Annotated in this window: 8 protein-coding genes; 3 read left to right on the forward strand and 5 right to left on the reverse strand. The window is 62.7% G+C overall.

What is annotated here, in order from left to right; all coding sequences use genetic code 11:
• Positions 1 to 8: 8 nt before the first annotated feature.
• Entirely contained in the window at positions 9 to 821 is an 813-nt protein-coding gene (locus tag IDM28_RS14700) for a crotonase/enoyl-CoA hydratase family protein (protein WP_101320871.1), read from the reverse strand.
• 217 nt (positions 822 to 1,038) lie between these two features.
• Between IDM28_RS14700 and nhaB the strand changes: the two genes are divergently transcribed.
• Positions 1,039 to 2,541: a sodium/proton antiporter NhaB gene (gene nhaB, locus IDM28_RS14705; RefSeq protein WP_188036311.1), complete on the forward strand. Its 1,503-nt coding sequence runs from the start codon at positions 1,039 to 1,041 to the stop codon at positions 2,539 to 2,541.
• 10 nt (positions 2,542 to 2,551) lie between these two features.
• Here the strand turns inward: nhaB and IDM28_RS14710 are convergent, their stop codons facing one another.
• Positions 2,552 to 3,193, reverse strand: coding sequence for a LysE family translocator (locus IDM28_RS14710; protein WP_101320875.1), 642 nt, complete (start codon positions 3,191 to 3,193; stop codon positions 2,552 to 2,554).
• A gap of 135 nt (positions 3,194 to 3,328) precedes the next feature.
• On the reverse strand, positions 3,329 to 5,689 hold the full coding sequence (locus tag IDM28_RS14715; protein ID WP_188036312.1) for an FdhF/YdeP family oxidoreductase: 2,361 nt from the start codon (positions 5,687 to 5,689) through the stop codon (positions 3,329 to 3,331).
• Positions 5,690 to 5,841: 152 nt separating this feature from the next.
• Between IDM28_RS14715 and IDM28_RS14720 the strand changes: the two genes are divergently transcribed.
• Positions 5,842 to 6,147 carry an NIPSNAP family protein gene (locus IDM28_RS14720; protein WP_101320879.1) on the forward strand — a complete coding sequence of 102 codons (306 nt, stop codon included), beginning with the start codon at positions 5,842 to 5,844 and terminating at the stop codon, positions 6,145 to 6,147.
• 43 nt (positions 6,148 to 6,190) lie between these two features.
• Here IDM28_RS14720 and IDM28_RS14725 read toward each other — a convergent pair whose 3' ends face one another.
• Positions 6,191 to 7,474 carry a Zn-dependent hydrolase gene (locus tag IDM28_RS14725; protein ID WP_188036313.1) on the reverse strand — a complete coding sequence of 428 codons (1,284 nt, stop codon included), beginning with the start codon at positions 7,472 to 7,474 and terminating at the stop codon, positions 6,191 to 6,193.
• Positions 7,475 to 7,524: 50 nt separating this feature from the next.
• Positions 7,525 to 9,015, reverse strand: a complete 1,491-nt coding sequence (locus IDM28_RS14730) for an NCS1 family nucleobase:cation symporter-1 (RefSeq protein WP_188036314.1) — start codon at positions 9,013 to 9,015, stop codon at positions 7,525 to 7,527.
• A gap of 599 nt (positions 9,016 to 9,614) precedes the next feature.
• Between IDM28_RS14730 and hydA the strand changes: the two genes are divergently transcribed.
• Positions 9,615 to 11,054 (forward strand): dihydropyrimidinase, encoded by a 1,440-nt coding sequence (gene hydA, locus IDM28_RS14735; protein WP_188036315.1) that lies wholly within the window; start codon positions 9,615 to 9,617, stop codon positions 11,052 to 11,054.
• The last annotated feature ends 46 nt before the right edge of the window (positions 11,055 to 11,100 follow it).

Raw genomic sequence — 11,100 nt, forward strand, 5'->3', positions numbered from 1 at the left:
CGCCTCGGTCAGTCGGCGAACGTCGGTTTCTGTTTGCTCATGTGAGCCGCGACGGCGACCCGCAAGTCTTCGGACTGCAGCATGGCGGCGTTCCAGGTCGCAATGTACTCAAGGCCATCGGCGATACTGTGCTCGCGCATGTAATTGAGCATCTGCTTGCTGCCGGCCACGGCAATGGGGGATTTTCCCGCAATTTCACGGGCAATGGCAAAGACTCCGTCGAGCAGCGCCGCGTGATCGGGGTAAACCCGGTTGACCAGGCCGATCTGGTGCGCCTCCTGCGCCTCGACATGGCGCCCGGTGTAGGCCATTTCGCGCATCACGCCATCAGCGATGATCCGCGGCAGGCGCTGCAGGGTGCCGACGTCGGCGGCCATGCCCATGTCGATTTCCTTGATCGAAAACTGCGCGTCGCTGCTGCAATAACGCATGTCACAGGCCGAGATCAGGTCGATGGCGCCGCCCAGGCAGTAGCCCTGGATCGCTGCCAGCACCGGTTTGCGGCAGTTGTCGACGGCGGTGAACGACGCCTGCATGTTGAGGATGGTCTTGCGTAGCAAGCGCGCATTGCGGCCGACGTCCTTGCCCAGCTGGTTGGCCAGCGAGGCCAGCATCATCAAGTCGATGCCGGACGAGAAGTGCTTGCCGGCGCCGCTGATGACCACTGCGCGGACCGCATCGGTGTCATCGATCCACTGGAAGATCTCGATGATTTCCTGCCAGAACGCCGCGTTCATCGCGTTGATTTTTTCCGGGCGGTTGATCTGCACGTGAGCGATGTTTTCGGTCAGTTCGACTGTGAACGCGGTGTAGTCGGTCATCGGTGGCACTCTGGTGGCAAATGGGGTCTGCGCCGGACTATAGCGCACCTGTTGGTCATCTGCTTAAGGTCTGCTGGATTCTGAATACTGCGCCTGGTTTGAGGACGTCCGGGGCTGCTTTGCAGCCCTTTCGCGACACAAGGCCGCTCCTACAGTTGCGCAATGAGCGTGCTTTGCGGCACCGTGCGCGACTGCAGAATCATAAGGATACAAATTCATGGAACGCTCCCTGCCGAGCACCCTCGCCCATTCGTTTCTTGGCCAGTCGCCGCGCTGGTACAAGGCGGTAATCTGCCTGTTCCTGTTGCTCAACCCGCTGGTGCTGGCCACTCTAGGCCCGGTAGCGACGGGCTGGCTGCTGGTGATCCAGTTCATCTTCACCTTAGGGATGGCACTCAAGTGCTACCCGCTGATGCCAGGCGGGCTGCTGCTGATCGAGGCGTTGTTGCTCAAGCTGACCACCGCCCAGGCGCTGTACGACGAACTACTGCACAACTTCCCGGTGATTCTGCTGCTGATGTTCATGGTCGCCGGCATTCACTTCATGAAGGAACTGCTGCTGTTCCTGTTTTCGAAGATCCTGCTCGGGGTGCACAGCAAGACCGTGCTGGCGCTGCTGTTCTGCGTACTGTCAGCGTTCCTCTCGGCGTTTCTCGATGCACTGACGGTAACGGCAGTGATTATCAGTGCCGCAGTCGGCTTTTATGCGGTGTATCACCGGGTCGCTTCCGGTGCCAATCCACGTGAAGACTCGGAGTTGGGCAGCGACCAGCAGGTCGCCCAGCTGCACCGCGAAGACCTTGACCAGTTCCGCACCTTTCTGCGTAGCCTGCTCATGCACGGCGCTGTCGGCACCGCGCTGGGCGGCGTCTGCACGCTGGTCGGCGAGCCGCAGAACCTGCTGATCGGGCATGAGCTGGGGTGGCACTTCGCTGACTTCTTCTTCAAGGTCGCGCCGGTATCGCTGCCGGTGCTGGGTGCCGGCCTGCTGACCTGCGTCGTGCTGGAAAAGCTACGCCTGTTCGGCTACGGCACCCTGATGCCGACGCGCGTGCGCCAGGTGCTGGCCACCCACGCGGCCGAGGACGATGCCGCACGCACGCCGGCCCAGCGCCTGGCACTGTGGGTGCAAGGGCTGGCGGCGCTGCTGTTGATTGTCTGCCTGGGCCTGCACATTGCCGAAGTCGGCTTGATCGGCCTGATGGTGATAGTGCTGATCACGGCCTTCACCGGTATCACCGATGAGCACCGTCTGGGCCGTGCCTTCCAGGACGCCATGCCATTCACCGCGCTACTGGTGGTGTTTTTTGCGGTAGTGGCGGTGATCCACCAGCAGCAGCTGTTCAGCCCGTTGATCGCAGCGGTGTTGGCCCTGCCGCCCGAGCAACAACCGGGCATGCTCTATCTGGCCAACGGCTTGCTCTCGGCAATCAGCGATAACGTGTTCGTTGCCACCATCTACATCACCGAAGTGAAGCAGGCGTTCATCGACGGACGCATGAGCCGCGAGCACTTCGAGACCCTGGCGGTGGCGATCAATACCGGCACCAACCTGCCCAGCGTGGCCACGCCCAATGGCCAGGCAGCGTTTCTGTTTCTGCTGACCTCGGCGATCGCGCCGCTGGTGCGCCTGTCGTACGGGCGCATGGTGTGGATGGCGCTGCCCTACACCGTGGTCATGGGCGGCCTGGGCTGGTATGCGGTGACCTACTGGTTGTAACCGGCAGTGTTCAGGCGCTCTGCCGCCGCATGGCCAGGATCGCAGCGCCAAAGCCGATGAAGGTAGTGCCCACCACCCGGCTGACCCAGCGAGCAAACTGCGGCCGGGTCAGCACGCCTTTGGCCCGTGCTGCGAGGCTGGCGTAGACCGCCAGCGACAGCAGCGACAACGCCATGAAGATCGCGGTCAGGATCAAGAACTGCGGCAGCAATGCCGCGCCCTGATCGATGAACTGGGGAAACAAGGCGGTGAAAAACATGGTCGCCTTGGGGTTGGTCGCTGCGGTCAGAAACGCCGACTTGTATAGTTTCAGCCGCGTCGGCCTGAGCACCTTCACCGGTGCTGCGCCCGCCTCCGCCAGCATCGGATTCTTCTTCAGCAGCTGCTTGCCGCCGAGATAGAACAGGTAGGCTGCACCGAGAATCTTCACCGCGTTGAACAGCACTTCCGAGCTGGCCAGCAGCGCGCCCAAGCCGAGCATCGCCGCAGCCGACAGGCAGAACAGCCCGCTGACATTGCCCAGCGATGACCAGATCGCCGAACGTGCGCCGTACAGAATACTGTTGTTGATCGCCATCAACGAGGCCGGCCCTGGGCTGGCAATGGCGATCGCGGCGACCAGGGTGTAGGCAAGTAGCGAGTGGCTGTCCATGGCGTGTAACCCGATAAGCAAGTGAGGTGCTGCAGCGCTTGACTGTGCACAAGAGGCTCCGATGCTAAAGCACTCACTCACCCCGCATAAGTTACAGATGACCCTGAATCAGGCCATACAGAGCCCTCGCAGCATTCAAGCAATCTGCTCGCCCTTGGGCAGTGCGCGCTGCAGATCCTGCGCCGAGGGCTGCCCAGGATGCAGCGTCACCGGCACCGACTTGGCCGCCGGCACTTTGCTGCGTTCGGCGTGATGCCACAGCGGGATCAATGCGTTGCACTCGGGGTAATACGCCGCCGCGCAACCTGCGGGGATGTCGTAGGCGATGATCTGCATCGGCCCGACTTCGCGGCGCACGTCAGGCTCGACGGCGGTGCGCAGGTTGACCCAGTCGCCCGGGGCAAAACCCAGCCGAGTGACGTCGCTGTGGTTCATGAACACCACGCTGCGAGTGCCATGCACGCCGCGAAAGCGGTCATCGTAGCCATAGATGGTGGTGTTGAACTGATCGTTGCTGCGCAGCGTCATCAACTGCAGTACATCACGCCGCTCAGGGCTGACGGATACGTCATCATCCTCATCCAGGCGCCCGGCCGTGACGAACTGCGCCTTGCCCGATTCGGTCTGCCACTGGCGCTCGCAGGCCGGCAGCGGCCGATGGAAACCACCGCGCTGCCACATGCGGGTTTCCATGTCGTGGAAGATCTGCGGATACACCGCTGCGATCGCCTCGCGTACCAGCGCGTAGTCACGGCGCCAGGCGTCCCAGGGGATGTTCGCCTGCCCCGCGGTCAGGGTCGCTTCGGCCAGCCCGGCAATGATCGCTACTTCGGCGCGCAGGTGCTCGCTGGCCGGCTCCGCGGTGCCGCGCCAGCCATGCAGGCAGCCGGTACTGTCTTCGGTGCTGTAGCTTTGCGCCACACCGTCCTGGCGGTCGATCTCGATACGCCCCAGACACGGCAGCAACCAGCCATCGCGCCCCGGCAGCAAGTGGGTGCGGTTGAGCTTGGTGGCGACCTGCACGTTCAACTGAAGGTTGGCCCAGGCCGGCTCCATTCGCGAGGTGTCCGGGATAGCCCGGAGGAAGTTACCGCCCAGACCGATGAAGGCTTTCACCGAGCCCGCGAGGATGCCCTCACAGGTATCCACGGTAGCCAGCCCCATCTGCTCGGGCACCTTGAAGGCGAACAGCGCTTCAATCTTGTCCACCGGCACTTTGGCCGGGTCTTCGGTGATCCCTACTGTGCGCTGGCCCTGCACGTTGGAATGGCCACGCACCGGGCACACACCGGCGCCGGGCTTGCCGATATTGCCGCGTAGCAGCAACAGGTTGACCAGCATCTGCACGTTGGCCACGCCATGACGATGCTGGGTCATGCCCATGCCGAACACCAGCATCACCCGCTCACTGCGGGCATATACCGTGGCGGCGGCTTCCATCGCCGCGCGGGCCAGCCCCGAGCGCTGCTCGAGCGTAGCCCAGCTGTAGCTGTCGACCTGTTCGACAAAGCTGGCAAATCCCTCGGTATGTTCGGCGATGAAGGCATGATCGAGCACCGCCGGCCGGCCCTCGACATGTGCCACGCGGTCCATCTCCAGCAGCGTCTTGCTGATGCCAAGCACCGCCGCCAGATCGCCGCCGATGGCCACTTGATGATACTGGCTGCTGATCACCGTAGAGTCTGGGCCAAGCATCTGGCGCGGTGACTGCGGGTTGACGAAGCGCTCCAGGCCGCGCTCGCGCAGCGGGTTGAAGGTGATGATCGGCACCCCACGCCTGCGCGCATGCTGTAGTGGGTGAAGCATGCGTGGGCTGTTGCTGCCGACGTTCTGGCCGAAGAAGAAGATGCAGTCGGTCTGCTCGAAGTCTTCCAGGGTAACGGTGCCGACCGGCACGCCAATGCTCTCCTGCAAGCCAACCGAGGTGCTCTCGTGGCACATGTTGGAGCTGTCCGGCAGGTTGTTGCTGCCGTAGGCACGGGCAAACAGCTGGTACATGAACGAGGCTTCCAGCGAAGCCCGCCCCGAGGCATAGAACACCACTTGCTCGGGCGACAGCCTGCGCAGGGTCTGGCCGATTTCACGGTAGGCCTGCTCCCAGCTCACCGGCAGATAGCGATCACTGGCACGGTCATAGCGCAGCGGCTCGGTCAGGCGCCCATGCTGTTCAAGGTCGTGGTCACTCCAGCTGCGCAATTCGCTGAGGGTATGCCGTGCGAAGAACTCAGGTTTGGTGCGTAACGAAGTCAGCTCCCAGGCAGTAGCCTTGGCGCCGTTTTCACAGAACTCCAGCGCATGCGGATTACCCGGTTTGGCCCAGGCGCAACTGACGCAGGCAAAGCCGTCCGGTTTGTTCTGCTTGAACAGCGCCTTGGGTGACTTGTCCAAGGCCTGCTCACGCCAGAGGATGGTCATCACTGAGTGCGCCGACCCCCAACCTCCCGCCGCCGAGTGATAGGGCTTGAAGCGGGCGTGCGGATGAATAAGCGACGACATGGCGTGCCTCGGCTGGCTGGATCAGAGGATTTGTCTAGATATTACGAGGCGAGACTGAGGGCTAAAGTTCAGGGCGGTTGCGGCGGGTCGACGCCAACGGTCGATCCGGCTACTGTGGGCGGCCGAGTTCCCTCACGCAAAGGATTGAAGCTGTGATCACCTGCCACCTGAAATACGTTATCGACCCCTATCAGATACCTGCATTCGAGGCCTACGCGCGGCTATGGATCGGCCTGGTCAATCGCATGGGCGGCACCCATCACGGTTATCTGCTGCCCGCCGAGGGCGCGAGCAATATCGCTTACTGCCAGTTCAGCTTCCCCAGCCTTGCCGCCTACGAGCAGTACCGCAAGGACTCTGAGAGCGACCCTGAGTGCCAGGCCGCATTTGCCCTGGCAACCGAACAGCGCTTTATCCTCAGCTACGAGCGCAGCTTCATGCGCCCCGTGTTCGAGTAAGTGCATCAGGGCAGCGTCTGCTGCCCCTTGCACATGTGCCCCGCTAGGCCGCCAGGCGCCCGCTGGCAATCGCTTCCGAGGCCGCCAGCATCGCGCGCAACAACACCGCGCAACCAGCGCCAAGATCTTCCGGCGTGGCGTTCTCGATTTCGTTGTGGCTGATGCCGTTTTCGCACGGCACAAAGATCATCCCGGCCGGCCCCAGCTCAGCGAGAAAGATCGCGTCATGCCCTGCCCCGCTGACGATATCCATGTGCGACAGCCCCAGCGCACCTGCAGCACTGCGGACTGCCTCGACACAGGTCTTGTCGAAGTACAGCGCAGGGAAATCCGCAGTCGGCGTCAGCTCGAAACTCAGCCCATGTTTGGCACAGGTCGCCTCGATCACCGCTTGCACTTCAGCGATCATCGCTTGCAACCGATCGGCTTCAAGGTGACGGAAATCCAGGGTCATGCGTACTTCGCCGGGGATCACGTTGCGTGAGCCGGGATACGCCTGCAGACAGCCGACCGTACCGCAGGCATGCGGTTGATGGCTGTGCGCGGTGCGGTTGACCGCTTCGACCACCGCCGCCGCGCCGACCAGAGCGTCCTTGCGCAGGTGCATCGGCGTCGGCCCGGCATGCGCCTCGACCCCGCGCAGGGTCAGGTCGAACCACTTCTGGCCAAGCGCGCCGAGCACCACGCCAATGGTCTTGGCCTGATCCTCAAGGATCGGCCCCTGCTCGATATGCGCCTCGAAATAGGCGCCCACCGGATGGCCGAGTACCGCGCGCGGGCCGGCGTAGCCGATCCCGTCCAACGCCTCGCCGACGCTGACGCCTTGCGCATCGGTCTTGGCCAGCGTCTCTTCCAGAGTGAACTTGCCGGCGAACACCCCGGAACCCATCATGCACGGCGCAAAGCGGGAGCCTTCTTCGTTGGTCCACACCACCACTTCCAGCGGTGCTTCGGTTTCCACGCCGAGGTCGTTCAGGGTGCGGATCACCTCCAGCCCGGCCATGACACCGAAGCAGCCGTCGAACTTGCCGCCAGTGGGTTGAGTGTCGATATGGCTGCCGGTCATCACCGGCGCCAGCGCAGGATTACGCCCGGGCCGGCGGGCAAAGATATTGCCGACCGCGTCGATGCTGACGCTGCAACCAGCGGCCTCGCACCACTGCACGAACAGGTCGCGCGCCTGGCGGTCGAGGTCGGTCAGGGCCAGCCGACAGACGCCGCCCTTGGCCGTGGCACCGAGGCGCGCCAGTTCCATCAATGATTGCCACAAGCGCTGGCTGTCGACATGGCTGTGGCTGGATTGCAGGACATCCTTGGCAGGGGTCATGGGCATATCTCCTCAGGCAAATGAGTGGCTGCGTGGTTGTGCGTGCGGCTTTATGGCAACGGCTTGGCCAGGCGCACCGGGCTGCGTGCGGCCAGCGGGCCGAGCACGTAGTACAGCGCCGCACCCAGCAGCGAACCGGTGAACCAGCCATAGTCGTAGAACCAGCTGAAGCTGCTGTTGCCGATCGACATCACCGTCAGCGCCACTGGCAGGGCAAAGGCCACAAAACCGGCCCAGTTCCAGGCCGGATAGGCGTCATCGCGGTACAGCCCGGCCAGGTCCAGTTGCTGTCGGCGGATCAGGAAGTAGTCCACCACCATGATCCCGGCGATCGGCCCGAGCAGGCTCGAATAGCCCAGCAGCCAGTTGGAGTACACGCTCTCAAGGCTCAGGTCGGAGACGATCCAGCCCAGTTTCTTCAGCAGCTCGTGGCCCATCAGCAGCAGGCCGATGACACCGGTCAGCAGCACTGCGCGGGTGCGCCCGATCAGGCGCGGGGCGATGTTCTGAAAGTCGTTGGTCGGCGAGACGATGTTGGCCGCAGTATTGGTCGACAAGGTGGCAATCACGATCAAGGCCATGGCCAGCGCGACCCAGCCTGGGCTCTGGATGCGGCCGATCAGGCTGACCGGGTCGGATATGGTTTCCCCGACCAGCGACGCCGAGGCCGCGGTCAGCACCACGCCCAGTGAAGCGAACAGGAACATGGTCAGCGGCAGGCCAAAGATCTGCCCGAGAATCTGGTCTTTCTGGCTCTTGGCGTAGCGGCTGAAGTCGGGGATGTTCAGCGACAAGGTCGCCCAGAAGCCGACCATCGCCGTCAGCCCGGCGCAGAAGTAACTGACCACGCTGGCGCCTTCCGGGCGTTTTGGCGGCTGCGCCAGCAGTTCGGTCATCGACATATGCGGCAAGGCCCAGAACAGCAGACCAAAGCCGACCGCCACCAGCAGCGGCGCCGAGAGCGTCTCCAGCCACTTGATCGACTCCGCCCCGCGCAGCACTACCCACAGGTTGAGCACCCAGAAGATCATGAAGCCGATCACCTCACCGGTGCCGGCCAGGGCCTTCCAGCCATCGAAGATCGAGCTGAGAAACAGGTGGATGGCCAGGCCGCCGAACATGGTCTGGATACCAAACCAGCCACAGGCCACCACCGCCCGGATCAGGCACGGCACGTTCGAGCCGATGATGCCGAATGACGAACGCAGCAGCACCGGGAACGGGATGCCGTACTTGGTGCCGGGGAAGGCATTCAGGGTCAGTGGGATCAACACGATCAGGTTGGCCAGCAGGATCGCCAGCAGCGCTTCGCCCACACTCAGGCCGAAATACGCCGTGAGCACACCGCCCAGGGTGTAGGTCGGCACGCAGATGGACATGCCCACCCACAGCGCGGTGATGTGCCACTTGTTCCAGGTGCGCTGGTGCACCTTGGTCGGTGCCATGTCGTGGTTGTAGCGCGGGCTGTCGAGGACGTCGGAGCCTTCGGACAACTCGCACAAGCCGTCCTTTTCGATCACTTGCGATCTGCTCTGTTGCATGGGGCCTTCTCCAGGTTTTTCTAATTGTTTGCTCATCGGGCTAATGCGATGGCCGGAGTACCACCAGCAGTACTGCACCTGCGGCCCGGCCTGGCTGCGGGCGCACTCAATAAACGTGCCGAGTCGGCCAAAGGCTGTCTCGCTTGCCGCCGCCGGCCGCAGGTAACGTGCTGTTGTGCAAAGCATTCAAGTCATTCTTCGGTGTTGCCCTCGGTGGTGGCGGCCGGTGAACGTCAAAGCCGATTCACGGCAGCGGGTTTCAAACTGGTGCAGGCAATTTATTTTCACTTTGGCGTGCCTGTGTATCGCCGGATTTAAACATCTGATTTCGCATGAGAAATCTTGACCAAATTGGCATCTTGTCAAGTGCGTCAAAATGGTGAGGCGCCTCACCATTTTGGTGAATTTTGATTTTTATCCTTATAAATCAACTGCTTAATAACGATATATGCTTATAAAAATATTTCTTGAACAATAGTAGATCAACAACTAGATTTCATTCTTGTCAGGTCTGACAGGATTGAAAATATCCTCCAGCTACTGGCAGCACGATAATTTCAAGAACCGGCCAAGACCGGTCAGCCTGCGAGGAAGACGGCATGTCCCTGATGATCCGTGGTGCCACCGTGGTCACCCACGAAGAGAGCTACCCCGCCGATGTCCTGTGTGTCGATGGCCGTATTCAGGCCATTGGGCAAAACCTCGATGTACCCGCCGGCTGCGAGATCCTCGATGGCAGTGGCCAGTACCTGATGCCTGGTGGCATTGACCCGCACACCCATATGCAATTGCCGTTCATGGGCACCGTGGCCAGCGATGACTTTTTCACCGGCACCGCTGCAGGTCTGGCCGGTGGCACCACCTCGATCATCGACTTCGTCATCCCCAACCCGCAGCAGTCGCTGCTCGAGGCTTTTCATACCTGGCGCGGCTGGGCCGAGAAGTCGGCGAGTGACTATGGTTTTCATGTCGCCATCACCTGGTGGAGCGAACAGGTTGCCGAAGAGATGGGCGAGCTGGTGGCCAAGCATGGGGTCAACAGCTTCAAGCATTTCATGGCCTACAAGAACGCGATCATGGCGGCCGACGATACTCTGGTCGCCAGCTTCGAGCGCTGCCTGCAACTGGGCGCGGTGCCGACCGTGCATGCCGAAAACGGCGAGCTGGTCTATCACCTTCAGCAAAAGCTGCTGGCCCAGGGCATGACCGGCCCCGAGGCACACCCGCTGTCACGCCCGCCGCAGGTAGAAGGTGAAGCCGCCAGCCGTGCCATCCGCATCGCCGAGACGCTGGGTACGCCGGTGTATCTGGTGCACGTCTCGACCCGCGAAGCACTCGACGAAATCACCTACGCCCGGGCCAAGGGCCAGCCGGTCTACGGCGAAGTGCTGCCCGGCCACCTGCTGATCGACGACAGCGTGTATCGCCACCCGGACTGGTCCACAGCCGCCGGCTATGTGATGAGCCCGCCGTTCCGCCCGCGCGAGCACCAGGAAGCGCTGTGGCGCGGCTTGCAATCGGGCAACCTGCACACCACTGCAACCGATCACTGCTGCTTCTGCGCCGACCAGAAAGGCGCCGGGCGCAATGACTTCAGTCGCATCCCCAATGGCACCGCCGGCATCGAAGACCGCATGGCCGTGCTCTGGGACGCCGGCGTAAACAGTGGCCGGTTGTCGATGCACGAGTTTGTTGCGCTGACCTCGACCAACACCGCGAAGATCTTCAACCTGTTCCCGCGCAAGGGCGCGATTCGCGTCGGCGCCGATGCCGACCTGGTGCTGTGGGACCCGCAAGGCACACGGACGATTTCGGCCAAGACCCACCATCAACGGGTCGACTTCAATATCTTCGAAGGTCGCACCTTGCGCGGTATCCCCAGCCACACCATCAGCCAGGGCCGACTGGTCTGGGCTGACGGTGACCTGCGCGCCGAAATGGGCGCCGGGCGCTACCTGGAACGGCCCGCCTACCCCTCGGTATTCGAAGTGCTCAGCCGCCGCGCCGAGCACCAGCGCCCGACGCCCGTCGAGCGCTGATTCAGCCTGCAAGGCGCACCGGCCCGGGAGAGGCCGGGCGCAGCCG

Source organism: Pseudomonas sp. EZ-C24 (assembly GCF_014525325.1).
GTDB classification, from domain to species: Bacteria; Pseudomonadota; Gammaproteobacteria; order Pseudomonadales; family Pseudomonadaceae; genus Aquipseudomonas; species Aquipseudomonas shirazensis.

Bases quoted from the DNA above. Each gene is read 5' to 3' on its own strand.
- IDM28_RS14715 (WP_188036312.1), bottom strand. From the start codon at position 5,689: ATGTCGTCGCTTATTCATCCGCACGCCCGCTTCAAGCCCTATCACTCG.
- IDM28_RS14710 (WP_101320875.1), bottom strand. From the start codon at position 3,193: ATGGACAGCCACTCGCTACTTGCCTACACCCTGGTCGCCGCGATCGCC.
- hydA (WP_188036315.1), top strand. From the start codon at position 9,615: ATGTCCCTGATGATCCGTGGTGCCACCGTGGTCACCCACGAAGAGAGC.
- nhaB (WP_188036311.1), top strand. From the start codon at position 1,039: ATGGAACGCTCCCTGCCGAGCACCCTCGCCCATTCGTTTCTTGGCCAG.
- IDM28_RS14700 (WP_101320871.1), bottom strand. From the start codon at position 821: ATGACCGACTACACCGCGTTCACAGTCGAACTGACCGAAAACATCGCT.
- IDM28_RS14725 (WP_188036313.1), bottom strand. From the start codon at position 7,474: ATGACCCCTGCCAAGGATGTCCTGCAATCCAGCCACAGCCATGTCGAC.
- IDM28_RS14730 (WP_188036314.1), bottom strand. From the start codon at position 9,015: ATGCAACAGAGCAGATCGCAAGTGATCGAAAAGGACGGCTTGTGCGAG.